The organism is Streptomyces sp. ASQP_92 (assembly GCF_025399895.1).
GTDB lineage: Bacteria > Actinomycetota > Actinomycetes > Streptomycetales > Streptomycetaceae > Streptomyces.
The window spans coordinates 178,168-203,001 of record NZ_JAODUA010000009.1 but is presented as its reverse complement, the minus strand read 5'-3'; the positions used below and the strand labels follow the sequence as shown (position 1 = coordinate 203,001).

General features: G+C 71.3%; 25 protein-coding genes. 11 read left to right on the top strand and 14 right to left on the bottom strand.

The window, feature by feature from the left end:
• Nucleotides 1-87: 87 nt before the first annotated feature.
• Both N4G70_RS20890 and dacB read right to left on the bottom strand, forming a co-directional pair.
• Entirely contained in the window at nt 88-1,227 is a 1,140-nt protein-coding gene (locus N4G70_RS20890) for a zinc-dependent metalloprotease (RefSeq protein WP_261714190.1), read from the bottom strand.
• 49 nt (nt 1,228-1,276) lie between these two features.
• Nucleotides 1,277-2,677 (bottom strand): D-alanyl-D-alanine carboxypeptidase/D-alanyl-D-alanine-endopeptidase, encoded by a 1,401-nt coding sequence (gene dacB / locus N4G70_RS20885; RefSeq protein ID WP_261714189.1) that lies wholly within the window; start codon nt 2,675-2,677, stop codon nt 1,277-1,279.
• 133 nt (nt 2,678-2,810) lie between these two features.
• Here dacB and N4G70_RS20880 point away from each other — a divergent pair, with 133 nt between their 5' ends.
• Nucleotides 2,811-3,305 carry an inorganic diphosphatase gene (locus N4G70_RS20880; RefSeq protein WP_100577700.1) on the top strand — a complete coding sequence of 165 codons (495 nt, stop codon included), beginning with the start codon at nt 2,811-2,813 and terminating at the stop codon, nt 3,303-3,305.
• Nucleotides 3,306-3,435: 130 nt separating this feature from the next.
• Complete coding sequence (locus tag N4G70_RS20875; protein WP_261714188.1) at nt 3,436-5,082, top strand: threonine/serine exporter family protein; 1,647 nt, start codon at nt 3,436-3,438, stop codon at nt 5,080-5,082.
• A gap of 6 nt (nt 5,083-5,088) precedes the next feature.
• On the opposite strand, the gene N4G70_RS20870 is transcribed toward N4G70_RS20875, so the two are convergent.
• On the bottom strand, nt 5,089-5,781 hold the full coding sequence (locus N4G70_RS20870) for a DedA family protein (RefSeq protein ID WP_261714187.1): 693 nt from the start codon (nt 5,779-5,781) through the stop codon (nt 5,089-5,091).
• 137 nt (nt 5,782-5,918) lie between these two features.
• On the opposite strand from N4G70_RS20870, the gene N4G70_RS20865 reads away from it, so the two are divergent.
• Together N4G70_RS20865 and N4G70_RS20860 are read left to right on the top strand one after the other, a co-directional pair.
• Nucleotides 5,919-6,284: a YbjQ family protein gene (locus N4G70_RS20865; RefSeq protein WP_261714186.1), complete on the top strand. Its 366-nt coding sequence runs from the start codon at nt 5,919-5,921 to the stop codon at nt 6,282-6,284.
• 44 nt (nt 6,285-6,328) lie between these two features.
• Nucleotides 6,329-7,762: a glutamate decarboxylase gene (locus N4G70_RS20860; RefSeq protein ID WP_261714185.1), complete on the top strand. Its 1,434-nt coding sequence runs from the start codon at nt 6,329-6,331 to the stop codon at nt 7,760-7,762.
• Between the two features lie 165 nt (nt 7,763-7,927).
• On the opposite strand, the gene N4G70_RS20855 is transcribed toward N4G70_RS20860, so the two are convergent.
• The 4 genes from N4G70_RS20855 to N4G70_RS20840 all read right to left on the bottom strand — a co-directional run bounded on the left by N4G70_RS20855 (nt 7,928) and on the right by N4G70_RS20840 (nt 11,690).
• Nucleotides 7,928-8,530, bottom strand: coding sequence for a PadR family transcriptional regulator (locus N4G70_RS20855; protein ID WP_261714184.1), 603 nt, complete (start codon nt 8,528-8,530; stop codon nt 7,928-7,930).
• A gap of 18 nt (nt 8,531-8,548) precedes the next feature.
• Nucleotides 8,549-9,085, bottom strand: a complete 537-nt coding sequence (locus tag N4G70_RS20850; RefSeq protein WP_261714183.1) for a DinB family protein — start codon at nt 9,083-9,085, stop codon at nt 8,549-8,551.
• A 166-nt stretch (nt 9,086-9,251) separates the two neighbouring features.
• On the bottom strand, nt 9,252-10,709 hold the full coding sequence (locus N4G70_RS20845; protein ID WP_261714182.1) for an aldehyde dehydrogenase family protein: 1,458 nt from the start codon (nt 10,707-10,709) through the stop codon (nt 9,252-9,254).
• A gap of 81 nt (nt 10,710-10,790) precedes the next feature.
• Nucleotides 10,791-11,690, bottom strand: a complete 900-nt coding sequence (locus N4G70_RS20840) for a helix-turn-helix transcriptional regulator (RefSeq protein ID WP_261714181.1) — start codon at nt 11,688-11,690, stop codon at nt 10,791-10,793.
• Nucleotides 11,691-11,981: 291 nt separating this feature from the next.
• Between N4G70_RS20840 and N4G70_RS20835 the strand changes: the two genes are divergently transcribed.
• On the top strand, nt 11,982-12,482 hold the full coding sequence (locus tag N4G70_RS20835; protein WP_261714180.1) for an ATP-binding protein: 501 nt from the start codon (nt 11,982-11,984) through the stop codon (nt 12,480-12,482).
• A gap of 53 nt (nt 12,483-12,535) precedes the next feature.
• Here the strand turns inward: N4G70_RS20835 and N4G70_RS20830 are convergent, their stop codons facing one another.
• Nucleotides 12,536-12,775 (bottom strand): DUF397 domain-containing protein, encoded by a 240-nt coding sequence (locus N4G70_RS20830; RefSeq protein ID WP_261714179.1) that lies wholly within the window; start codon nt 12,773-12,775, stop codon nt 12,536-12,538.
• A 300-nt stretch (nt 12,776-13,075) separates the two neighbouring features.
• Between N4G70_RS20830 and N4G70_RS20825 the strand changes: the two genes are divergently transcribed.
• Nucleotides 13,076-13,561, top strand: coding sequence for a hypothetical protein (locus N4G70_RS20825; RefSeq protein ID WP_261714178.1), 486 nt, complete (start codon nt 13,076-13,078; stop codon nt 13,559-13,561).
• A gap of 32 nt (nt 13,562-13,593) precedes the next feature.
• Here N4G70_RS20825 and N4G70_RS20820 read toward each other — a convergent pair whose 3' ends face one another.
• Nucleotides 13,594-15,654, bottom strand: coding sequence for an FUSC family protein (locus N4G70_RS20820; RefSeq protein ID WP_261714177.1), 2,061 nt, complete (start codon nt 15,652-15,654; stop codon nt 13,594-13,596).
• 445 nt (nt 15,655-16,099) lie between these two features.
• Nucleotides 16,100-17,233, bottom strand: a complete 1,134-nt coding sequence (locus N4G70_RS20815; RefSeq protein ID WP_261714176.1) for a DUF2786 domain-containing protein — start codon at nt 17,231-17,233, stop codon at nt 16,100-16,102.
• A 360-nt stretch (nt 17,234-17,593) separates the two neighbouring features.
• Here N4G70_RS20815 and N4G70_RS20810 point away from each other — a divergent pair, with 360 nt between their 5' ends.
• Nucleotides 17,594-18,280: a DUF4232 domain-containing protein gene (locus tag N4G70_RS20810; RefSeq protein WP_261714175.1), complete on the top strand. Its 687-nt coding sequence runs from the start codon at nt 17,594-17,596 to the stop codon at nt 18,278-18,280.
• A 25-nt stretch (nt 18,281-18,305) separates the two neighbouring features.
• Here the strand turns inward: N4G70_RS20810 and N4G70_RS20805 are convergent, their stop codons facing one another.
• Nucleotides 18,306-18,764: a carboxymuconolactone decarboxylase family protein gene (locus N4G70_RS20805; protein ID WP_261714174.1), complete on the bottom strand. Its 459-nt coding sequence runs from the start codon at nt 18,762-18,764 to the stop codon at nt 18,306-18,308.
• On the opposite strand from N4G70_RS20805, the gene N4G70_RS20800 reads away from it, so the two are divergent.
• The 3 genes from N4G70_RS20800 (at nt 18,763) to N4G70_RS20790 (ending at nt 21,476) form a co-directional block, all read left to right on the top strand.
• The gene (locus N4G70_RS20800) at nt 18,763-19,242 is read left to right on the top strand and encodes a MarR family winged helix-turn-helix transcriptional regulator (RefSeq protein WP_261714173.1); all 480 of its coding nucleotides are present in this window, start codon (nt 18,763-18,765) and stop codon (nt 19,240-19,242) included. The two genes, N4G70_RS20805 and N4G70_RS20800, sit on opposite strands and share 2 nt — an antisense overlap.
• A gap of 48 nt (nt 19,243-19,290) precedes the next feature.
• Nucleotides 19,291-20,301 carry an aldo/keto reductase gene (locus tag N4G70_RS20795; protein ID WP_261714172.1) on the top strand — a complete coding sequence of 337 codons (1,011 nt, stop codon included), beginning with the start codon at nt 19,291-19,293 and terminating at the stop codon, nt 20,299-20,301.
• 182 nt (nt 20,302-20,483) lie between these two features.
• Nucleotides 20,484-21,476, top strand: a complete 993-nt coding sequence (locus tag N4G70_RS20790; RefSeq protein ID WP_261714171.1) for an aldo/keto reductase — start codon at nt 20,484-20,486, stop codon at nt 21,474-21,476.
• Nucleotides 21,477-21,684: 208 nt separating this feature from the next.
• Here N4G70_RS20790 and thpR read toward each other — a convergent pair whose 3' ends face one another.
• From thpR to N4G70_RS20775, 3 genes are all read right to left on the bottom strand, one after another.
• The gene (thpR, locus tag N4G70_RS20785) at nt 21,685-22,254 is read right to left on the bottom strand and encodes an RNA 2',3'-cyclic phosphodiesterase (protein WP_261714170.1); all 570 of its coding nucleotides are present in this window, start codon (nt 22,252-22,254) and stop codon (nt 21,685-21,687) included.
• Nucleotides 22,255-22,391: 137 nt separating this feature from the next.
• Nucleotides 22,392-23,729, bottom strand: a complete 1,338-nt coding sequence (locus N4G70_RS20780) for an MFS transporter (RefSeq protein WP_261714169.1) — start codon at nt 23,727-23,729, stop codon at nt 22,392-22,394.
• 27 nt (nt 23,730-23,756) lie between these two features.
• Nucleotides 23,757-24,200, bottom strand: a complete 444-nt coding sequence (locus N4G70_RS20775) for a MarR family winged helix-turn-helix transcriptional regulator (RefSeq protein ID WP_120722144.1) — start codon at nt 24,198-24,200, stop codon at nt 23,757-23,759.
• 255 nt (nt 24,201-24,455) lie between these two features.
• Between N4G70_RS20775 and N4G70_RS20770 the strand changes: the two genes are divergently transcribed.
• Nucleotides 24,456-24,638, top strand: coding sequence for a ribbon-helix-helix protein, CopG family (locus N4G70_RS20770; protein ID WP_120722145.1), 183 nt, complete (start codon nt 24,456-24,458; stop codon nt 24,636-24,638).
• The last annotated feature ends 196 nt before the right edge of the window (nt 24,639-24,834 follow it).

Genomic DNA, 24,834 nt, shown 5'->3' with positions numbered 1-24,834 from the left:
TACCCGAGCATTGCACGCCTACCCATGCGCCACGGTCCCTCGGATGGGTGATTCCCGCGTTGACACCCGCCCACCGGCGGCTTCGGGTCAGGACTCCGCGGGGTGGTGCACCCGCGCGACCCAGTCCGCGGGCTTCGCGATCTCGGCCTTGGTCGGAAGCGTGTTCGGAGAGGTCCACACCCGGTTGAAGCCGTCCATGCCGACCTCGTCGACCACGGCCCGCACGAAGCGCTCGCCGTCGCGGTACTGGCGCATCTTCGCGTCGAGGCCGAGCAGCTTGCGCAGCGCCTGGTCGAGCCGGGAGGCGCCCTTGGCCCGGCGCTCCTTGAACTTCTCGCGGATCTCGCGCACCGACGGCACGACCTGCGGGCCGACCCCGTCCATCACGAAGTCCGCGTGCCCCTCCAGGAGGGACATCACGGCGGTGAGCCGGCCGAGGATCTCGCGCTGCTCCGGGGTCTGGACCAGCTCCACCAGGGAGCGTCCGCCGTCGTCCTCCTCGCCCTCGGGCCGGCCTCCCGCCAGGGACTGCGCCGCCTCGCGCAGCCGCTCAAGGACGCTCATCGGGTCGACCTCGGTCGCGTCCAGGAACGACTGGATCTCGCCCTCCAGGTGGTCGCGCAGCCAGGGCACGGCCGTGAACTGGGTGCGGTGGGTCTCCTCGTGCAGGCACACCCAGAGCCTGAAGTCGTGCGGGTCGACGTCGAGTTCGCGCTCCACGTGCACGATGTTGGGCGCCACCAGGAGCAGCCGTCCGCCGCCGCCGGGCGCCGCCGGAAGGTCCCGGGTCGCGGGCGCGAAGGTCTCGTACTGGCCGAGCACCCGCGAGGACAGGAAGCTCAGCAGCATGCCCAGCTCGACGCCGGTCACCTTGCCGCCGACCGCGCCGAACACCGCACCGCCGGGGCCGCCGCCGCGCCGCTCCTGCATCTTGTCGAGCAGCGGCCGCAGCACCTCGCGGAAGCCCGCCACATTGGCCTTCACCCAGCCGGCCCGGTCCACGACCAGGACCGGGGTGTCCTCGGGTTCGACGCCCTCCGGGATCATCCGGGTGAACGCCCGTACGTGTTCCTCGGCGGCCTTGGCGTGCCGGCGGAGCTCGGCGACGATTTCGCGCGCCTCGTCACGGCTCACGTCGGGGCCCGGCCGCACCAGTCGGGTCGCGGTCGCGACCGCGAGGTTCCAGTCGACCATCCCAGAGGTACCTGCACCGCCGATGCCAGTCATGCGTCAACCGTACGTTGTCGGCCCCGCAAGGGAACCCGGTCGGCGGCGCTCAGTGCTCCAGGAGGCGGGTCGCGAGCCGGTCCAGGGCCCGTTGGGCGGGGGCCGGGTCGGCGCCGGGCGCCGAGGTGGACAGGAACGCGAACGCCAGCAGCCGGCCGTCCGCGCCCACGACGGTGCCGGCCAACGTGTTGACCCCGGCCCCCGCCAGCGTGCCGGTCTTCGCCCGGACCAGGCCGGTCGCGGCGGAGGCGGTGCCGTAGCGGGTGCCGAGGGTGCCGGTGAATCCGGCGACCGGCAGGCCGGTGAGGATCGGGCGCAGCTCGGGGTGCCCGGGCTCGCCGGCCTTGGCCAGCAGCCGGGTGAGCAGGCCCGCGGTGACCTTGTCGGTCCGGTCCAGCCCGCTGCCGTCCGCGAACACGCTCCCGTGCAAAGGGAGTTGGAGCTTGGCGAGCTGGGCGGGCACCGCCTCGGCCACGCCCTCGAAGCTGCCGGGCTTGTGGGTGGCGAGCGCGGTCTGGCGGCCCAGGGCCTCGGCGATGTCGTTGTCGCTGTTGGTCAGCATCCGCTCGACGATCGCGGGCAGCGGCGCGGACCGGGTGCTCGCCAGGGCCTTGGCGTCCGCGGGCCCGGTCCCCGGCGCCGGGTCGGCGACCGTCAGCCCGCGGGCGCGCAGGAGCCGGGCGAAGGCCCGCGCGGTGTCGCCCGCGGGGTCGCCGGTGCGGGCCGCGGGCCCGCTGTCGGAGCCGTCCTGGCGGCCCTCGTCCGTCATCAGGGCGACGACCGGCGCGAGGTTCTCGTTCGGCCCGATCGGATGGACGGCGGACCCGCTGAACAGCGAGGTGTCGTACGCCAGTTGTACGGAGCCGACCGAGCGCGCGCGCAGGGCGCGGGCGGTGTCGTCGGCGAGAGCGGCCAGCCGCGCCGTGTCCAGGGTCGGGTCGCCGCCACCGACGAGGGTGAGCGCCCCACCCCCGGCCGGGGCCAGCACGGTGGTGGTGAAGCGGTGGTCGGGCGGGAGCGCGGTGAGGGCCGCGGCCGCGGTGGCGATCTTGACCGTGGAGGCCGGCGTCATGGGCGCGTCCGCGCGGGCGCCGTACACCTCCTGCCCGGTGGCGGTGTCCAGGACCGAGGCGGCCGGGTGCGGACCGAGCGCGGGGTCGGCGAGCAGGGGGGCGAGGGCCGCGGGAAGGGACGCGGGGACCGGGGCGCCGCCGGGAACACCGAGGGCCGCGAGGACGCCGGGCGCGCTCGGGGCCGGAGCCGGAGCCTCCGGATCCATGGGGCTCTGGTGATGTGCGCCACCCCTGGCGCCCCACGATGCGGCCCGCTCCCGCTCGGCCGTACGCTGGCCTGAGTCCCACGGTCCGGCCAGGGCCACGCTCCCGGCCGACAGTGCCAGGCCGACCGCCGCCGCACCCGCTGTGAGCTGCCATGTCTTGGGCCTCGGCACCGAGGACCAGCCCCTTTCGCGATCACACACCTGCGTGAGGGACACTTAATCACCAGAACTGCGTCCCGCCGTGTACACGGCAGCCGACGCAGCCCCGTCCGATGCATGTGCTGATCATGGAGGAGAGCCACCCGTGGAGTTCGACGTCACCATCGAGATCCCGAAGGGATCGCGGAACAAGTACGAGGTCGACCACGAGACCGGCCGGATCCGCCTGGACCGTCGACTCTTCACCTCGACCAGCTACCCGGCCGACTACGGCTTCGTCGAGAACACCCTCGGCGAGGACGGCGACCCGCTGGACGCCCTGGTCCTGCTCGACGAGCCGACCTTCCCGGGCTGCGTCATCAAGTGCCGCGCGATCGGCATGTTCCGGATGACCGACGAGGCCGGCGGCGACGACAAGCTGCTGTGCGTCCCGGCGTCCGACCCGCGCGTGGAGCACCTGCGCGACATCCACCACGTCTCCGAGTTCGACCGCCTGGAGATCCAGCACTTCTTCGAGGTCTACAAGGACCTGGAGCCCGGCAAGTCCGTCGAGGGCGCCGACTGGGTGGGCCGCGTCGAGGCCGAGGCCGAGGTCGAGGCCTCCTACAAGCGCCTCGAGGCGCAGGGCGGCGCGCACTGACGCGCGATCTTCCGGTACGACTGCGGGCGGTGCACCTACGGGGTGCGCCGCCCGCAGTCGTACCAGCTCATGACCACCCACATACTGGGCAGACGCACGCAAGCGGCCGGAGGGAGGCGAGGGGCCAGTGATGGCCGAGCAGCACGATGTGATCGAGGACCGCAAGCCGCAGTCCGACGAAGCGCGCAGCGCCTTCACGCCCCCCGAGGGCGTGGAGCAGCCGCAGGTGCCCGAGGAGGAGTCCCCGACCTCCGAGTTCGCCCTCCCCGCGGGGCTTGCCACCCCGGTGATCGAGGCCCCCGCCGAACAGCCGGCCTCCGCGTTCACCCCGCCCAGCGCCTACACCGCGCGCGAGCCGAACCCGATGGCCACCACCGGGTCCATGCCGCTCGTGCGACTGTCCAAGGACGCGCCCTGGCAGGACCGGATGCGCACCATGCTGCGCATGCCGGTCGGCGACCGGCCGGTGGCCGAGCCGATCCAGAAGCACGACGACGCGGGCCCGGCGGTGCCCCGCGTCCTCGACCTGACGCTGCGTATCGGCGAGCTGCTGCTCGCGGGCGGCGAGGGCGCCGAGGACGTCGAGGCCGCGATGTTCGCGATCTGCCGCAGTTACGGCCTGGACCGCTGCGAGCCGACGGTCACCTTCACCATGCTGGCCATCACCCACCAGCCCTCCCTCGTGGACGACCCGGTGACCGCCAACCGCACCGTGCGCCGCCGCGGCACCGACTACACCCGCCTCGCCGCCGTGCACCGGCTCGTGACGGACATGACCAGCGAGGAGCACGAGGTCTCGCTCGAAGAGGCCTACCGGCGCCTCGCGGAGATCCGCCGCAACCGCCACCCCTACCCGGGGTGGGTCCTCACCACCGCCTGCGGGCTGCTCGCCGGGGCGGCCTCCGTGCTGCTCGGCGGCGGCATCACCGTGTTCCTGGTGGCGGCGGTCGGCGCGGTCCTCGGCGACCGTCTCGCCTGGCTGTGCGCCTCCCGCGGCCTGCCGGAGTTCTACCAGTTCGCCGTGGCCGCGATGCCGCCCGCGGCGATGGGCGTGGCCCTCAGCCTGCTCCAGTGGGACCTCAGCGCGTCCGCGGTCATCACCGGTGGCCTGTTCGCCCTGATCCCCGGGCGGGCCCTGGTGGCCGCCGTCCAGGACGGCCTGACCGGCTTCTACGTCACCGCGGCGGCCCGGCTGCTCGAAGTGGGGTACTTCTTCGTCGCGATCGTCGTCGGTGTCCTGACCGTCCTGTACGGCGGGCTCCAGATCGACGCACAGCTCAATCCGGAGGGCATCTTCCAGCCCAAGGACCAGCCGATCGTGCAGACCCTCGCCTCGATCGTGCTCTGTCTGACCTTCGCGGTCCTGCTCCAGCAGGACCGTTCCACCGTGCTGATCGTGGCCGCGAACGGCGGTGTCGCCTGGGTGGTGTACGCCGCGATCGCGGTCACCGCGGGGGGCTCCCCGATCATGGCGACGGCCGTCGCGGCCGGCCTGGTCGGCCTGTTCGGCCAGTTGCTCTCGCGGTACTGGAACACCTCGGCGCTGCTGTACGTGACCGCCGCGATCGGCCCGCTGCTGCCGGGTAGCGCCACGTACTTCGGCGTCCTGGCGATCGCCCAGAACCACCTCAACCAGGGCGTCACCTCCCTGGCCAAGGCGGCGGCGCTCGCCCTGGCCATCGCGATCGGCGTGAACCTCGGAAACGAGATCGCCCGCCTGTTCCTGCGGGCACCCGGCGCGGGCCGCGCCGCCGCGAAGCGGACCCGCGGCTTCTGACCGGGCTCAGCGCTTGGCGTGCCGCCCGCCGCGCTGGGTGGCCTGGCCGCCGGGGCCCTCGGACACCGGCGGGTTCTTCTTCGCCTTGGAGCGGGCCCGCAGGAACTCGATGGCGATCGGCACGACCGAGATGAGCACGATCGCCACGAGCATCAGCTCGATGTGCTTGTGCACGAACTCCACATTGCCGAGCGACGCGCCGAGCAGCGTGACGCCCGCGCCCCACAGGGTGCCGCCGATGACGTTGAAGGTCACGAACGAGCGGTAGTTCATTCCGCTGACGCCCGCGATGATCGGCGTGAACGTCCGCACGATCGGCACGAAGCGGGCCAGCACCAGCGACTTCGGCCCGTACTTCTCGAAGAACTCGTGGGCCTTCTCCACGTTCTCCTGCTTGAAGAGCCGGGAGTCGGGCCGGGTGAAGAGGGAGGGGCCCACCTTCTTGCCGAACAGATAGCCCACCTGGTCGCCGAGGACCGCGGCGAGCACCACGAGGACGCACACCAGCCACAGCGGGGTGTCCAGCTTGCCGGTGGTGACCAGAAGGCCGGTGGTGAACAGGAGCGAGTCACCGGGCAGGAAGAAGCCGATGAGCAGCCCCGACTCGGCGAAGACGATGATCAGCAGTCCGGCGAGGCCGAAGGTGCCCAGCAGATAGTCGGGGTCCAGCCAGCTCGGTCCGAGGGCGAGGGAAGTCACGGGTACCGGGCTCCTGGGTGTGGGTGTCGGACGGGCTGTCCGCCATCGGCAGCCAAAGTTATCAACGTAACGCGCGGAAGCGTGGTTCCAGGGGCAGGCTGGGGAGAGCCGACAAGGCCCGACGGAAGGCGAACCCCATGGGCATCGAGGAGTACGGCGGCGGACAGACTCCGCAGTCGGACGTGCTGGTCGTGACCACCAACGACGTACCCGGCTACACCGTGCAACAGGTCATCGGCGAGGTCTTCGGGCTGACCGTGCGCTCCCGCCACCTGGGCAGCCAGATCGGCGCAGGCCTCAAGTCGATGATCGGCGGCGAGCTGAAGGGCCTCACCAAGACGCTGGTCGAGACCCGCAACCAGGCGATGGAACGGCTGGTGGCCCAGGCGAAGGCCCGGGGCGCGAACGCGGTCCTGATGATGCGGTTCGACGTGACGGAGGCGGCGGACGTGGGGACGGAGGTCTGCGCGTACGGAACCGCGGTGGTCCTCACCCGCGCCTGACCGCACCCCCCAACTCCCGCCTGCTGAAAGGTTGTTGACGTCCCATGGCACTGCACCGCGGCGGCAGCGAGAAGGACCGGCACCTCGACGAGAAGGAGTACGCGCGGCTCGCCCTGAACCCCTTCTTCGGGGAGGCCGACCCGGTCGGCTCCATGACCTCCGCGCCGCCCCGGCACCGGCTGCCCGACCGGCCGCTCGCCCCGGCGACCGCGTACCAGCTCGTCCACGACGAGCTGATGCTCGACGGCAACGCCCGGCTCAACCTGGCCACCTTCGTCACCACCTGGATGGAACCGCAGGCCGGGGTGCTCATGGCGGAGTGCCGGGACAAGAACATGATCGACAAGGACGAGTACCCGCGCACCGCCGAACTGGAGCGGCGCTGTGTGGCCATGCTCGCCGACCTGTGGCACGCGCCCGACCCCGGCGCCGCCGTCGGCTGCTCGACGACCGGGTCCAGCGAGGCCTGCATGCTGGCCGGGATGGCTCTCAAGCGGCGCTGGATGAAGCGCAACGCGGACCGCTACCCCTCCCGCGAGGCCCGCCCCAACCTCGTCATGGGCGTCAACGTGCAGGTCTGCTGGGAGAAGTTCTGCACCTTCTGGGAGGTCGAGGCGCGTCAAGTGCCCATGGAGGGCGACCGCTTCCACCTCGACCCCGAGGCCGCGGCCGCGCTGTGCGACGAGAACACGATCGGCGTCGTCGGGGTGCTCGGCTCGACCTTCGACGGGTCGTACGAGCCGATCGCCGCGCTGTGTTCGGCGCTCGACGATTTGCAGGAGCGTACGGGTCTGGACGTGCCCGTCCATGTCGACGGGGCGTCCGGGGCGATGGTCGCACCCTTCCTCGACGAGGACCTGGTGTGGGACTTCCGGCTGCCGCGGGTGTCCTCCATCAACACCTCGGGGCACAAGTACGGGCTCGTCTACCCCGGGGTGGGGTGGGCGCTGTGGCGCACGGCGGACGAGCTCCCCGAGGAGCTGGTCTTCCGGGTGAACTACCTCGGCGGCGACATGCCGACCTTCGCGCTCAACTTCTCGCGGCCGGGCGCGCAGGTGGTGGCGCAGTACTACACCTTCCTGCGGCTCGGACGGGAGGGCTACCGGGCGGTGCAGCAGGCCGCCCGGGACGTCGCGCGGGGCCTCGCCGAGCGGATCGAGGCGTTCGGGGACTTCCAACTCCTCACCCGGGGCGACGAGTTGCCGGTGTTCGCCTTCACCACGACGCCGGAGGTGCGCCGGTACGACGTGTTCGACGTGTCGCGCCGGCTGCGCGAGCGGGGCTGGCTGGTGCCCGCCTACACCTTCCCGGCGAACCGGGAGGACCTGTCGGTGCTGAGGGTGGTCTGCCGCAACGGCTTCTCCTCCGACCTGGCGGGCCTCCTCCTGGAGGACCTGGGCCGCCTCCTGCCGGAACTCCGCCGCCAGTCCGCCCCCCTGGGCCGCGACGAATCGGAGTCCACAGCCTTCCACCACTGACCGGCCCCGGCCCCCTGGGGCTCCGCCCCAGACCCCGTTCGCGCCTAAAGGGCGCTCGTCCTCAAACGCCGGACGGGCTGAAATGCCCGATGCGGGCCAGCACCAGTACCGCTAAGGGGCGCGGGGAACTGCGCAGAAGGCGGGCACGGACCGCGTCCGGGGCCGTTACCCCCGGAGGGTTTCGGGAAGGGGCGGGGTGGGGGAATCACCCTCCCCCGCGAAGACATACGCCCCACCCTCGATCCGCCCGATCAACCCCCGCGTCCACTCCGCCCCCGCATCCGAGGAGTGCACCCACATCTTCATGATCTCCCCAATGTGCCCGTACCGCTCCGGCTCCGCCCCCGCGAGGTAGTACTCCGTCACCGACCCCCGCCACCGCGCCAACCGGTCCAGCCGGTCACGCAGCAGCGCAAGGACCTCCGCGCGCGGCAGGTCCACCATGAAGCCGAGCGCCGCGGAGAGCGCGTCCAGTTTCTGGTCGTACGAGGACAGCGCCTCGCGCAGCAGCCGGAAGTACTCCTCGCGGCCCGCCTCCGTCAGCTCGTACTCGGTGCGCGGCGGCCCGCCCGCAGTGCTGGGCGCCACCTCGTGGGCCAGCAGCACGCCCTGCTTCGCCATCTGCTTGAGTGCGTGGTAGATCGACCCGGGCTTGGCGTTGGACCACTCATGGGCTCCCCAGTACTCCAGGTCGCTCCGCACCTGATAGCCGTGCGCCCGGCCGTGCCCGCGTACCGAACCGAGGACGAGGAGGCGGATGGTTGACATGGCCGCCAGCCTATGGCCTCAGCTGTTTGCGAGCGCCACCAACTCGAACGCCGTCTTGCCGTCGATGGATTCGCGGATGATGTCCGCGTGCCCGGCGTGCCGCGCGAACTCCTCCAGGAGGTGGAGCATCAGCCACCGCATCGAGACCTGCCCGTCCTTGGGGAACCAGGGCGCCTCGGGAAGCGGGAACGTGTCGTCGAGGGAAGGCACCTTCCGGATGAACTCCTCGGTCTGGGCGGCCACTTCGTCCCAGAACGCCAGCATGCCCTCGACGGTCTCGTCGCCGACCAGCAGGAAGCTCTCGTGCCAGTTCGACTCGTCGCGCTGCTTCTCGTTGGGGATCTGCTGCGCCATCCGCAGCCAGTTCAGCTCGCACTCGGCGACATGCTTGAGCAGCCCGGACAGGGACAGCTCGCCGGCGCTCGGACGGCTCGCGGCCTGCTCCTCGGTCAGGCCGATGAGCGCGCGCCGCAGCCCGCCGCGCTGAGCCTCGACGAACTGGAGAAGCGCGCCGCGCTCGTCGCCACGGGTCTCTGAGGGAACGTGCGTGACCATGTTCAACCGCCTTCTTTCAAGTCCTGTGCCCCGGGTGCTGGCTGCTGACAAGAAACACGGTAGGGCGGATAGAGGTCAGATCCTGTCCGCTTGGACGGCCCGGTCGGAACAGCCGACCGGGCGTAAGTGCCCGCTGGATACCCGCTGGATGTCCGCTGGATGCCCGCTAGAACGGGAACGGGCTGCGCTCGTGCTGGACCGAGATCCACTTCTGGGTCGTGAACGCCTCGACCGTCGAGTCGCCGTTGAGCCGCCCGAGCCCCGAGTACTTCTCGCCGCCGAAGGCGACCAGCGGCTCGTCCTGGATCGTCGAGTCGTTGACGTGCATCATCCCCGTCTCGATCCGCTTGGCGAACCGCACCCCGCGCTCCACATTGGCGGTGTGCACGGCCCCGCTGAGCCCGTACGGGCTGTCGTTCGCCATGCGTACGGCCTCCTCCTCACCGTCGAAGGAGATGAGCAGGGCGACGGGACCGAAGATCTCCTGGCGCAGTACGGAGGAATCGGCGGGCAGCCCCGTCAGGACGGTGGGCTCCACCAGATTGCCGCGCGTGCGGCCCCGTACCAGCGCGGTGGCGCCCTCCGCGAGCGCCTGCTCGACCAGTGAAGTCAGCGACTCCGCCTGGAAGTTGTTGATGACGGGGCCGATGTCGGTGGCGGGGTCGGCCGGGTCGCCGGTCCTGAGCGAGGCGACCTTCGCGAGGAACTTGCCGGTGAACTCCTCCTCCACCGACCGGTCGACCAGGATCCGGTTGGCGGCCATACAGACCTGGCCCTGGTAGACGAAGCGGCTGAAAACCGCCGCGTCCACCGCGTAGTCGATGTCCGCGTCGTCGAGGACGACCAGGGCGCTGTTGCCGCTCAGCTCCAGGATGACGCGCTTGAAGTGGCTGCCGGCCACCGAGGCGACATGGCGGCCGGTGCGGTCGGAGCCCGCGAAGGAGATCACCTTGGGGACGGGGTGCTCTATCAGCGCGTCGCCGATCTCGGCGATGTCGGTGACCAGGACGTTCAGCAGACCGGCGGGCAGCCCGGCATCCTTGAAGATCTTGGCGATGAGCCCACCGCCGACGACCGGGGCGTTCTGGTTCGGCTTGATGACGACCGCGTTGCCCAACGCCAGTGCGGGCGCCACGGACTTGAGGGTGACCAGGAAGGGGAAGTTGAACGGGCTGATCACCCCGATCACGCCGACCGGCAGGCGGTAGACCCGGTTCTCCTTGCCGTCGACCGGCGACGGCAGGATGCGGCCCTCGGGACGCAGGGCGAGCTGGATCGCCTCGCGCAGGAACTCCTTGGCGAGGTGGACCTCGTACACCGCCTTGAGGCGGGTGCCGCCCAGCTCGCTCACGATGGCCTCGATGATCTCGGCCTCGCGCTCCTCGGTGATGCGCAGGGCGCGCTCGAAGACGAGTCTGCGGGTGTACGGATTGGTCTGGGCCCACTCGCGCTGCGCACGCCCGGCCGCGCGATAGGCCTCGTCGACCTCCTCGACGGTGGCGACCGTGATGGAGGCGAGCTTCTCCCCGTTGTACGGATCGAAGTCGATGATGTCCCACGACCCGCTGCCGGTGCGCCACTGGCCGTCTATGAACTGGTGGGCGAGGTCGGTGAAGAAGGACATGCCATCCCCTACTGCTGTGTCCGCCGGCTTCGCGCGGTCAACCGCGTCACTGGCCTGATGTGACGTCATCCTACTGGCGGGTCAGCTGAGTTGGAGTAGTCCGCGCAGAAGATCGCGGCTTTCCTCCGGGCCCGGACTGTCCCGCTGGAGGCGCACCATCGCCTTCTCGTACTGGGCGACCTCTTCGGCCTTGTCCAAATACAGTGCGGAGGTGAGCTGTTCGAGATACACGATGTCCGACAGGTCCGACTCGGGGAACCGCAGCATGGTGAAGGCGCCGCTCTCGCCCGCGTGCCCGCCGAAGCTGAACGGCATGACCTGAAGGGTGATGTTGGGCTGCTCCGACATCTCGATGAGATGCTTCAACTGGCCCCGCATGACCTCGCGTTCACCGTAGGGCCGACGCAGTGCCGCCTCGTCGAGCACCGCGTGGAACTGGGGTGCCCGCTCGGACACCAGCGCCTTCTGGCGCTCAAGACGCAGCGCGACGCGCTTGTCGACCTCGGCGCACGGCGCCCCCTGCATACCGCGCGAGACGACGGCGTGCGCATACGCCTCGGTCTGCAACAGGCCGTGCACGAACTGGACTTCATAGATACGGATCAGCGAGGCGGCGCCCTCCAGACCGATGTATGTCTGGAACCATCCCGGCAGCACATCGCCGAAGCTGTGCCACCAGCCGGCGATGTTGGCCTCCTTGGCGAGGCCGAGCAGCGACATGCGCTCCGACTCGTCGCCGACGCCGTAGAGCGTGAGCAGGTCCTCAACATCCCTGGCCTTGAAGCTCACGCGCCCCAACTCCATACGACTGATCTTGGACTCGGACGCCCGGATCGAATAGCCGGCTGCTTCCCGCGTGATGCCGCGCGACTCGCGCAGGCGCCTGAGTTGAGAGCCCAGCAGAATGCGCCGGACCACCGAACCCCCGCCGGCCTCGACTGCACTCGGCCGGGGGGATCCCCACGCCTCCCCTGCGGTCACTTCGCCGTCCTCCCCATCCAATGGTGGTGGGCAGTCTGCCATCAAAACGCTTCACCCCGTACCCGCGTGATTACGGAAATGGTCAAGGAGTGAAATCGGCCTGAGGAACTTCTGAGGAAGAAATGAGCAAGAAACGGCACGGTCGGGGACAGGTCGGTCGCGTGCACGTGCATCTGCCCTTGCATCGGGCCGAAGCATTCGGAACCATGGCCCTCGCGCACCTGCGTGCTCAACTGCGTCTAGTCGCTTGCGTCCTGTACCGCCACGGCCGCGAACCCGGGAGTGCCTCGCATGGGGACGAATGGATCGACCATGCTGGAGCCTTACGAGCCCTTGAGGCATGCGCTTCCCCCCATCGACCCCTCGACCGTGGCGGGTTCTGCTTCCTGCGCGCTGCCCGCGCGCTATGAAGCGGTGGGCGGGGCACGGAAGTTCACCCGGTCCACCCTCACTCAGTGGGAGCTCGCCGAGCGCTTCGACGACGTCGCCCTGGTCGTCTCGGAACTCGTCACCAACGCGCTGCGGCACGCCCTGCCCGCCGACACTCCGCGCGAGACCGAGGTGCCGGTCCGGCTGCACCTGATGCGCTGGACCAGCCGGCTGGTGTGCGCGGTGCGCGACCCCAGCGACGAGAGCCCGGTGGCCCGCGAGGGCGACGACTTCGGTGCCGAGTCGGGCCGCGGTCTGTTCCTGGTCGAGTCGTTCGCCGACAGCTGGGGCTGGCACCCGCTGTCCGGGGCGATCCGCGGCAAGGTCGTCTGGGCGCTGTTCCGGCTCCAGCCGGCGGACTGAGCGGCCGCGGCGCCGTCGTCGGTCGGCTACCGGCCGTCCTTACCTCTGGGCCGTCAGTCGGCTATCAGATGGTCGAACTCGCCGTCCTTGATCCCCAGCAGCATCGCCTCGATCTCCGCCCTGGTGTAGACCAGCGCGGGCCCCTCGGGATGGCGTGAGTTGCGTACCGCCACGCCCCCGCCCGGCAGCTTGGCGAATTCGACGCAGGATCCCTGCGAGTTGCTGTGCCTGCTCTTCTGCCACGCGGCACCCTGAAGCTCCGCTGCCGCCATGCCGTTGTACGCGTGGTGCAAGGTCGCTCCCGGGATGTGCAGACATGCAACTGTGAATGGTCAACTGCCCCGGATCATAGCTGTGTTCATGTGCGCATGCATGGGAAGATGCACGTGCACGCGGGGTGCCCGGGCGGTTACAGCCGCTTCCGCGCCGGAGCGCGCGTGCGGGCCTACTGGTGCGTAACCCCCAGGACATGGTGAAGCAGCCCCTCTATGAGAGACGCAGGGGAGGGCGCTCCGGTTCAGACCGGTGCGGCGTGGAACGGCTGGTAACTTGTCGCGGTCCCGAACACCGTTCACAGGGGGAAGACGCACGCCATGCACAAGCACATACGTACCGCCTCAATCGCCGCGGCCGGGCTCTCGGTCGCTCTGGTCCTGACGGGTTGCGGGAGCAGTGACGGCGGTGGCGACAAGAAGGCGGCCCCGAGGGCGTCGGCCACCGGGGCCGCCACGACCGGCACCGATGGCGTCGGCACCGTGAAGACCGGGGATCTCACGGGCCCGGCCTGGTTCTCCGACACCGACAAGGACGTCATCCTCCTCTTCACCTCGCAGAAGACCGTGACCCTCACCGGGCGCCACATGTGCGTCGGAAAGTTCGACAGCGCGGACGGCATGACGATGGTCACGATGAGCGAGTGCAACGGGGACGACAAGGACAAGCGCTCGCGCGGCATGCTCAAGCTGACCAACGGCACGCTTGAGGTCGACTGGGAGGGCTTCAAGAAGGAGACCTTCACCCGCGGCACGAAGGGGAAGCTGCCGACCGGACTCCCCACCGCCGGCCTGCCGACCCCGTAACGCCGCCCCCCGTCGCGGCGGGTCCAACCCCCTTATGGTTTGGGCGGGTTGGGGAGCGTGAGGGCGTCGGTCAGATCGTCCAGGCAGTGCAGGACGAGGCCGGCTCCCCTGCGCACCACGCGGTCGGGCACGCCCTCGCCGTCCCAGGCGTCCAGGGCCTGCTCCACCCCCTCCCACCGCGGGACCCGCCGCTCGCGCACCGCCTTCGCGCCCTGCTCGGTGGCCTCGCTCAGCGCCTCGGCGAGCTTCGCGGCCGCGGGTACCGGCACCGCGTCCCGCTCCGGCAGATGCGCCTCCATCAGCATGGCCGTACGCCCCAGTTGGCTGAGCGCGTGGTCGGCTTCCGCGGCCGCCGAACGCGACAGGCCGCGGTGGCGCACCGGCTCATGGGTGGCCTTGTCAAGCGCCTCCTGCCAGGCGATACGAGCCGCGCGCGTGTCGAGCAGGGCCTGACGGACCGCGCCGGAACCGCGGTCGGGGTCGGCGTAGTGGGCGACGACGGCGGAGGCGTAACGGCCGCTCGCGGCAAGCCAGTCGGCGAGCCGGGTGCGCAGCCGCGGCGTCTCCCAGGCCGGGTAGAGGGCGTACGACGCCATGGCGAGCGCGCCGCCGATCAGCGTCAGGAACACCCGGTCGGGCACGGTCTGCGTCCACTGGAGTCCGCCCATGCCGAGCAGGAAGACGACATACGCGGAGACGCAGCCGCTGAGCACCGCGTAGCCCGTGCGCATCAAGAGGTACGCCAGGAACGCGCAGACCACCGCGATGGCGGCGGACAGGCCGGTGTCGGGGTGGGTGAGCTGGACGATGCCGGTGGCCAGGGCGACGCCGACGAGGGTGCCGCCGAAGCGGGCGACCGCGCGGGAGTACGTGAGCGTGAAGTCCGGGCGCATGACCATCACGGAGGCCATCGGGGCCCAGTAGCCGTGCCCGAACGGGAGGACGTGGCCGAGCAGATAGCCCGCCGTGGCCACCGCGCAGACGCGTACGGCGTGCCGGAACACCGGTGATCGGCGCCGGCCCAGCTCGTCGCGCATGGTGCGCAGGGCGAGCGGGACCAGTCGGGGCAGGGTGGGCCTGAGCAGGGGCTTCGCTCCCCCGCCCGGGCCGCTCCCCTGGGCTGTTTCGACGACGTCCGCGAGCAGGGCGACGAGCCGGGCGGCGGCGCGGCGGGCCGGGCCGGTGAGGATGGCGCCGGTGTCGGGGGTGGCGAGCGCGGCCTCGGCGGCGGGCGGGATGACGGGTGCCTCGCCGTGCCGGACGGCCCGCGCCGCGGCGTCCAGGACGGTGGCCGCGGCGGCGAGCAACTCCCGGGCCCGGTCGCGTTCGACGCCCTCGTCGGGCACGCCGAGCGCCGGGTCCGCGAGCGAGGCGAGCACCGGCCGGATCCGCTCCGCGACGCCCCGGGCGCCGTGGAGCTCGGACGGCCTGCGGCGGGCTTCGCGGGGGGTGACGGCTGCGGCGAGCCGGGCGGTCATGAGGGGCTGGGGGTCGAAGGGGGCGACGGGGTCGTGGCGCAGCCGTCGCGCGTAGTCGGCCTCGGCGGCGAGGGCGTCGGCGAGCGCGTCGCGCTGGGCGCCCCAGCGCCGGATGGGGAACAGGACGACGAGGGCGGCCTGGACGACCCCGCCGAACGCGATCATCGCGGCGTGACCCGCGGCCTCGGCGAGCGAGCTGGGCAGGGTGACGGTGACCAGCATGATCGCCACGTTCGACGAGGCGATCACGCCGACGGTCGGGCCGACGGCCCAGGCCAGGCCCGCCAGGAACGTCCACAGCGCGAGCAGCAGCAGGAAGAACGGGGAGTGGGTGCCGACGAGATAGCCGAGAAAGGTACTGATCGCGAGCGAGAGCCCGGAGGCGAGGGCGAGCACGGGCCTGGGGCGCCAACTGCGCTGGTACGTGGCGATGGCGCCCTGGAACGCGCCGAACGCGGAGCTGGCGGCGACGGAGGGGCCGAAGAGGGTGAGGCTCACGCCGACGACGATGGCGAGGCCGGTGGCGCCGCGGAGGGCTACGAGGGGTTCGAGCCTTCGCCGCTCGACCGTCAGCCCCGAGCGGGCGGTCTCTTTCAGCGCGCGGAGCCAGCTCATGATCCCGAGGGTAACCCCCTCGCCCCTGGGCCCACCCCCACGCCTTGCGCAGTTCCCCGCGCCCCCAACCCCTCTCCGGCCCGCGGGCCGTGCCCGCTTGTCGCGCAGTTCCCCGCGCCCCTAAAGGCCCTTAGGTCTGCGGGCCGTGGTCGCTTCTCGCGCAGTTCCCCGCGCCCCCAAAACCCGTTTCCGCCTGCGGACCGTGCGTGGCTGGTCGCGCAGTTCCCCGCGCCCCTGGCAGTACTGGTGCTGGCCCGCATCGAGGCATTTCAGCCCGTCCGGCGTTTGAGGACGAGCGCCGTTCAGGCGCGAACGGGGGTGCAGGGGGCGGAGCCCCCGCCCGGGGGTGCTGGGGCACCTACAGCCCGTCCGGCGTTTGAGGACGAGCGCCCTTAAGGCGTGAACGGGGGTGCAGGGGGCGGAGCCCCCGCCGGGGGGACCGGGGTCAGAGGGGTAGGCCCGGGGTGCGGGTGCGGTGGGCCCGGTCGGCTGCCGCGCGGCCGTCCCGCCACCCCGACTCGTCGGAAACCCCCCGCACCCGCGTAGCCACCGTCCGCGGAAACATCTCCTCCGCCCGCCCCCCGACCGCCACCGCCCGCGACGCCAGCACCGGAAGCAGCTCACCCCCGAAGGACTCCTCCACCCCCCGCGCCGCCGCCGCGAGCAGATCGCCGAGCCGGGCGGCGTACGCCAGCAGGAACGACTGCCGGAACGTCTTGGTGCGGCGCCGCCCACCCGCCCGCTGCGCCGCCTCGGCCTTGGCCATCGCGGTCGTACCCTGCACGAGGAGGGAGGTGTACAGGAGCTCCACCGCCTCCAGATCCGCCTCGAACCCGACGACCGTCGAGAACCCGAGCGCGGAGTTCCACACCGCCCGGCAGTGGTTGGCGGACGCGACCGCGTCGAGCAGGATCGCCTTCGCCGTCTCGTAGGGCGCGTCCACCCCGATCCGGCAGGCCCCCGGCACCTCGCCGCCCGGCGAGAGCCCACGCCCGGCGAGCAGCGCGTCGTCCACGCTGTGCCGCGCCATCAGCTCCTGCGCCTTGGTGGTGAGCGCCTCCGCCTCCTCGGGGAAGCCGGTCGCCTCGGCCTTGGCGAGCAGCGCCCTGATGCGGGCCAGCGTCTTCGGCTCGCCGTGCACCGGCGGGCCGAGCCCGGCCGCCCCCGACGCCCCCGGCGCGGGCCCCGCCGGCTCGATCGCGGGCAGCGCGAGCAGCGTCCGGTACAGCTCCAGCACGGCGGTGGCGTACGAGAAGCGGTCGGCCCGCCACGGCTCGCCCGGCAACTCGTCGACCTGCCCCTGCCACCGCGCGGGCAGCCGCTCGTACGAAGCGAGCTCGTCGCGGATCAACCCGCTCAGGATGCGTACCTGGGGCTCGTCCAGGTCACGCCGTACGATCCGTACGACATCGGCGGGCTGCCAGCCCCGGTCCCAGGCGCGGCGCACGAACTCCCGCCCGCGCAGGGCGAGTTCGACGTCCGCCTCGGGTGCGGCGGCGAGCAGCGAGGCGCCGGTGTCCAGGGCGGCGTCGCCCTCGATGTACAGCGCCGCGGCGAACGCGCGGTCGACGGCTTCCATCACCGCACCTCTCCGTCCGCGCGCGACGGCGTCACCGCGCTGGGTCCCCTCACCGGCATGGGGCGCCTCCATCCGTTCCGTCCGTACGGACTCGATCGTCCCAGCAATCGAACGGAACCACGAAACGCGCGCCCGCCCGCCGCTCACACCGTGTGGACGGAGAACCGGCGCGCCGAGGGGGCGGTGGCGGCCGGGCGGTGCGACCGTCGGTGTACGGGACGCCCACAAGGCGCCCGGCCCCCATGGTCCCGGACCCCATTCCCGGCCCCCGCTCCGGCCCCCGCTCCGGTCCCATGATGTCCGCTTGGGACCGGCCCCGCGGGGCACCCGGACGGACATCGAACCGAAAGGATCGCCGTGTTGCGTCTGCGCACCGCCCCCCTGGCCGCGACCGTCGCACTCACCGCCGGCCTCGCCCTGACCCTGACCGCCTGCGGCGGCGACGGCGGATCGAGCCGGGTCGCCACCGACACCCCGAGCGGCACCACCTCGGCCAGCTCCGGCACCAGCACCGGCACCGGCACCGGGCCCAGCACCCCCGGCACCAGCGGCGGCCGGACCATGGCCCCCTCCGGCGGCAGTACGGGAGGCACCGACGCCGGGACCGGAGCGGGCACCGGCGCCGCCGGCTCGCACTGCGCGACCTCCCAGCTCGGCTTCGCCGTCGCCCCCGGCAGCGGCGCCCAGTCGCAGGGTTCGCAGGGCGTGGTCACCATCGAGCTCACCAACAGGGGCGCCAAGTCCTGCGCGATGAAGGGCTATCCGGGCGTCAACCTGGTCGACGGCGCCACCAAGTGGTCCCTGACGCGCGGGACTTCGGAGACCCCGAAGGCGGTGGCGGTACGCCCCGGCGCCACCACCACCTTCACCCTCTTCTATCTGCCGTTCCACCAGGGCGACGGCCAGGAGTTCAAGCCCAGGAGCATCGTGATCACCCCGCCGAACGAGACCCACTCCCACACCCTGCCCTGGGACTTCTCCTCGGTCCTGCTCCAGGACGGCGCGACCCACCCGGGTACCTACATCGGTCCCATCGGCTCCAAATAGCGCTCGGGGGCGCCGAGTTGACGCGTCACAACCCGGCACCCGCCAGCCGGTTCGCGAAGGTGGACAGCGTGTAGGTGCCGATGCCGAGGACCACTTCGAGGGCGTTCTGCTCGGTGTGGCCGTACGACAGGAAGTCCTTCACGGCCTCGTCCCCGACACCGCCCGCCGTCGCGAGGACCGCGAGGGTGAAGCGGCGTACGGCGTCCAGCTTCGGATCCTGGAGCGGCCGCCGCTCGTGCAGGGCGGCCACCAGCTCCTCGTCGGCGCCCAGGTCGCGCAGCCTGTGCGTGTGCATCGCCACGCAGACATGGCACTCGTTGCGGACGGCCACCGTCATGACGAGCACCTCGCGCGCCACCGGATCCAGGGTGGTCCGCTCGAAGATGCCGTTCAGCTTGAGGAAGCCGTCCAGGAGGTGGGGCGAGGTCGCCAGCCTCGCGACCGGCGGGGTGAGCCGGCCGAGATGCCGGATGGTCGCCTCCATGGACGGGCGCGAGGCGGCCGGAGCCGATTCCAGGGTGTGCTGCCTGCTCCTCCTCGCCGGGTTCCGATCCCTCATCGACCGGCTGCACGACGAGCTCGCTCGTCAGGGGCACCCGGAGGTGCGGCCCGCCTACGGCTTCGCCCTCCAGGCCATCGGGCTTCCCGGGTCGACCGCCGGCGAGATCGGGCGCAGGCTCGGCGTCTCCAAGCAGGCGGCCGGCAAGACCGTGGACCGCCTGATCGCCCTCGGCTACGCGGAACGCGCCGACGACCCCGGCGACGCCCGCCGCAAACTCGTCCGGCTCACCCCGCACGGCCTGGACGCCCTCGCGCGATCGGCGGCCATCTTCGGCGAACTGCGGTCCGGCTGGGCCGAGTTGCTGGGGCCCGACCGGGTGCGCGAGCTGGAGGCGTCGCTCCGCGCGGTCGTACCGCCGGAGGCCTTCCGCCTCGACGCGTCCAGCTGGCTGGGCAGTTGAGGCGAAAGACCTTGCCTTGAGTGCACACGAACCGGCTTTGATGACGCCATGAAGTACACACAGCTCGGACGCACCGGACTCCAGGTCAGCCGTCTCGTTCTCGGCACGATGAACTTCGGCGGCGAGACCGACGAGGCCGGCAGCCACGCGATCATGGACGCCGCCCTCGACGCGGGCATCAACTTCTTCGACACCGCCAACATCTACGGCGTCGCGGAGGACAAGGGACTCACCGAGAAGAGCCTCGGCTCCTGGTTCGCGCGGGGCGCCGACCGGCGCGACAAGGTCGTCCTGGCCACCAAGATGTACGGCGACATGACGCAGGGCAAGCCCTGGAACACCGAGGCCTGGCCCAACCACAGCAGGCTGTCGGCGGTCAACATCCGCCGCTCCGTGGAGGCTTCGCTCAAGCGGCTGGGCACCGACCACATCGACGTCTACCAGTTCCACCACGTCGACCGGGCCACCCCGTTCGAGGAGATCTGGCAGGCGATCGACGTCCTGATCACCCAGGGAAAGATCCTGTACGCGGGAACCTCCAACTTCCCCGGTTACAAGATCGCCCAGGCCAACGAGACGGCGGCCCGCACCGGACGGCTCGGTCTGGTCAGCGAGCAGTGCCTCTACAACCTCGCCGAGCGCCGCGCCGAGATGGAGGTCATCCCCGCCGCGCGGGAGTACGGCCTCGGCGTCATCCCCTGGTCCCCGCTCCACCAGGGCCTGCTCGGCGGCGCGCTGCGCAAGGAGCGCGAGGGCACGGGCTCGCGCTCCACCAAGACCGGCCGCTCCGCCGCGGGCCTTGCCGACCCCGCCGTCCGGGCCCGGGTCCAGGCGTACGAGGACCTGCTCGCCAAGCACGACCTCGACCCGGGCGAGGTGGCGCTGGCCTGGCTGCTCAGCCGGCCCGGCGTGACCGGTCCCATCGTCGGCCCCCGCACCCCCGCCCACCTCGAATCGGCCCTGCGCGCCGTGGAGTTGGAGCTGAGCGAGGAGCTGCTCGGCGCCCTGGACGAGATCTTCCCCGGACCGGGCCCCTCACCGGAGGCCTTCGCCTGGTAGCACCCGTACGCGGCCGCGGGCAACCCGTGCGTGGCCGCGCGTGGACCCATGCGATCGCACGCGGCCGTACGCGATCGCACGCGGCCGTACGCGGCCGTACGCGAAGAGGCCGGGCCGGGAAACGCCCGGTTCCGGTCCGGCCTCTTGCTTTGAGCGCGCTCGAAGACGTTGGCTGGACTTTCATGAAGTACACGCAGCTCGGACGCACGGGTCTCCAGGTGAGCAGGATCGTCCTGGGGACGATGAACTTCGGACCGCAGACCGACGAGGCCGCAAGCCACGCGATCATGGATGCCGCGCAGGACGCCGGCATCAACTTCTTCGACACCGCCAACGTGTACGGCTGGGGCGAGAACAAGGGGCGCACCGAGGAGATCATCGGCAGCTGGTTCGCCCGGGGCGGCGACCGGCGCGACAAGACCGTCCTCGCCACCAAGCTCAACGGCAACATGGCCGCGGGCGAGCCCTGGCCCAACCACCACAAGCTGTCGGCGGTCAACATCCGCCGCTCGGTGGAGGCCTCGCTCAAGCGGCTGGGCACCGACTACATCGACCTCTACCAGTTCCACCACATCGACCGCCTCACCCCCTTCGAGGAGATCTGGCAGGCGATCGACGTCCTGATCGCCCAGGGCAAGATCCTGTACGCCGGTTCGTCCAACTTCCCCGGCTACAAGATCGCCCAGGCCAACGAGCTCGCCACCCGGACCGGACGCGTCGGCCTGGTCAGCGAGCAGTGCCTCTACAACCTCGCCGAACGCCGCGCCGAGATGGAGATCGTCCCGGCCGCGCGGGAGTACGGCCTCGGCGTCATCCCCTGGTCCCCGCTGCACGGCGGCATGCTCGGCGGCATCCTGCGCAAGCAGCGCGAGGGCACGGCGGGCCGTTCCCAGGGCGGCCTCGCGGCCCAGGCCCTCTCGGACCCGGCGGTGCGGCGGCAGGTCCAGGCGTACGAGGAACTCGTCGCCAAGCACGACCTCGACCCCGCCGAAGTGGCGCTGGCCTGGCTGCTCAGCCGGCCGGGTGTCGCGGGTCCGATCGTCGGGCCGCGCACGGCGGATCAGCTCGACTCGGCGCTGCGGGCGGTAGAACTCGACCTGCCGCAGGAGTTCCTGAGCGCGCTCGACGACGTCTTCCCGGGCCCCGGCCCCTCACCGGAGGCCTTCGCCTGGTAGACCGGAGAGCCTTGCGCCCCCCGGCAGACCACTGAGGCCTCCGTCCGGTGGGCGGCTTTCGTCCGGTGGGCGGCTTTCATCCGGTGGCCCACGGGTCGAGGCGCGGTGGCGGTCAGCCGACGGCGGCCGCCACCGCCACGACGACGAACATCAACACGAGCACACCGGCCATGATCCGGTTCCTGGTCTTCGGGTCCACCCCTTGAGCCTAGCCGCCCGCGCCGAGCGGCCAGCGGGCGACCGCCTCGTACCGGGGGCGCTCCCCCGGGATGCCGTCGCGCGGGAGGCTGCTGCGGATCAGGGCCAACTCCGTGACCTGCCACGGGCCGCCCTCGAACGCGGCCAGCTCCGTGACGTACGGCCGCAGGTCCATCGGCGTACGCGAACGCGCCAGGGTGAGGTGCGGCACATAGCGGCGGTGCTGGTCCATCGGGACGCCGGAGCGGCGGGCGGCGGCGTCCGCGCGCTCGGCCAGCAGCCGCAGTTCGTCGAGGCCGCCCGCGACGCCGGCCCACAGCGCACGCCCGTCGAACCGGCCGCCGCCGTGCAGCCGCAGTGCGAACGGGTCGGTGCGGTGGGCCGCCCTGCGCAGCCGCTCGCGCAGCTCGTCCAGGAGCGCCTCGTCGACCTCGCCCAGGAACGCGAGCGTCAGGTGCCACCCCTCCCGCCCGGTCCAGCGCAGCCCGTCCGCTCCGGGCAGCGCCGTCAACTCCCTTACCGCCAGGCCGAGTTCAGCGACGGCCCACGCGGGAGGAAGGACGGCGGCGAAGAGACGCATGGGAACAGTTAAGCAAGATCGGCACCGGGCGTGCCACGGCCCGGCCCCCCGGGTATGCGGGGGGCCGGGCCGTGGCACGAGGGATCTCGTCCGTACGGGCAGTACGCGCATTCAGTCCGTGCGTTCAGTACGTACGGTCAGGCGGCCGCCACGAGCGCCGGGTTCCTCGGAACGAATTCGAGGTGGCGGTGGCCGGGGCGGACGTCGACCTTGAGGCGCAGGTTGGCCGCGCGGGCCAGCATCAGGCCCACGCCGATCGCCGCGACGCCGCAGATGAGGCCGCCGAGCGCGAGGCTGACGCGGACGCCGTAGACATCGGTCAGCCAGCCGAAGAGCGGGCCGCCCAGCGGGGTGCCGCCGGTGAAGACCATCATGAACAGGCTCATCACGCGGCCCCGCATCTCGGGATCGGTGGCCATCTGCACGGAGGCGTTGGCGGTCACGTTGACCGTGAGGCCCAGGATGCCGACGGGGATGAGCAGCGCCATGAACACCCCGAGGCCGGGCGAACCGGCGGCCACGAGTTCCAGCACCGCGAACAGACCGGCCGCGAGCACCAGCATCCGCAGCCGCGTACTGGCGCGGCGGGCCGCGAGCAGCGCGCCGACCAGCGAACCGATCGCCATCAGGCTGTTGAACAGGCCGTACAGGCCGGAGTCGCCGTGGAAGACGTCGGAGGCGAAGGCGCTCAGCCAGATCGGGAAGTTGAACCCGAAGGTGCCGACGAAGCCGACGAGCACGATCGGCCAGATCAGCTCGGGCCGCTCGGAGACATACGCGAGGCCCTCCTTGAGCTGACCCTTGCCGCGCGGGGCGAGCCGGGTCGGCTGGAGTTCCTTGGTCCGCATCAGGAACAGCATGATCAGCGGGGCCGTGAACGACAGGCCGTTGGCGAGGAAGGCCCAGCCGGGCCCGACGGCCGCCATCACGACACCGGCGACGGCCGGGCCGACGAGCCGGGCGGACTGGAAGTTCGCCGAGTTGAGGCTGACCGCGTTGCGCACCCGGTCGGGTCCGACCATCTCGGAGACGAAGGACTGCCGGGTCGGGTTGTCGACGACGGTGACCAGGCCGGTGAAGAACGCCGTCAGATAGACATGCCACACCTGGACGTGCCCGGACAGGGTCATCGCGGCGAGGAACAGACCACCCAGGCCCATCGCCGCCTGCGTCACGAAGAGGATGTTCCGCTTGGCGAACCGGTCGGCTATGACGCCGCCGTACAGGCCGAACAGGAGCATCGGCAGGAACTGCATGGCGGTGGTGATGCCCACCGCCACCGAGGAACCGGTGATCGTCAGGACCAGCCAGTCCTGGGTGATCCGGGCCATCCAGGTGCCGATGTTGGACACGATGGCGCCGGAGAAGAACAGTCGGTAATTGCGTACCGCAAGCGAGGAGAACGTCCCCCCGCCACGCTTGTTGTAGGTGGGGTTCGGTGCGGGGGCGGAGTGTGCTCCGGATCCCGTACTCAAAAGGGCTCGCCTCCTAGCGATGCGCGTTTACAGATGTGCGAGCTTCTCCAGGACCGGGGCGGCCGCGCGCAGCTTCGCCCATTCGTCCTCGTCCAGACCTTCCGCGAGGGCGGCGAGCCAGGCGTTGCGCTTGCGGCGGCTCTCTTCGAGCATCGCCTCGGCCTCCGCGGTCTGGCTGACCACCTTCTGCCGACGGTCGTCGGGATGCGGCTCCAGCCTGACCAGGCCCTTCGCCTCCAGCAGTGCGACGATCCGGGTCATCGACGGCGGCTGTACGTGCTCTTTGCGAGCCAGCTCACCGGGGGTGGCCGAGCCGCACCGGGCAAGGGTGCCGAGCACCGACATCTCCGTCGGGCTGAGCGATTCGTCGACGCGCTGATGCTTGAGGCGCCGGCCCAGCCGCATGACGGCCGAGCGCAGGGAGTTCACGGCGGCGGCGTTGTCGCCAGTGCCGTGGGACAGGTCAGACATGTTCGTTAGCTTAACTCATTACTCTGGCTAAATACCACCGGATTCAGCGGAGGTGTCGAGCGCCACATGGGTGTCGTGGCGTCACAGGGGTGGGGTTGCGCCGCGGGGGTGCGGGGCTGGGGCTCGGGGCTGGGCGGGGCTACGGGGGTGCGTGCGCCGCGTCGGCGAGGTGGGGCGGCCGACATTTCACCCGAACGAGTGAGGCTCGGTCGAAAAGTGACCCGCGACGGCCGGGCGGGCGGTCACCCTCGCTCCATGGGGACCAGTGTGCTCAGCCTGCGAATAGACGGTGAGCTGCTCGAACGGCTCAAGCACCATGCGGCGAGGCGCGGCATGAGCGTTCAGGACTATGTGGTGCGGACGCTTATGCGGGACGACTTCGATGAGCGGTTCAAGGCGGCGGTGGATGAGACGGAGAGGTTCTACGGGGCGGCGTAGCCGCGCCGGCGCGGCTACGCCGCCTCTGCCCCCCGGCGGAACCTTTGCGCAGTTCCCCGCGCCCCTGAAACCCGCCCTCGCCCGAGGGCCGCGCGTGGTTGCTCGCGCAGTTCCCCGCGCCCCCAAAGACCCTTCGGTCTGCGGGCCGTGCGTGGCTGGTCGCGCAGTTCCCCGCGCCCCCAAAACCATCGGTCGC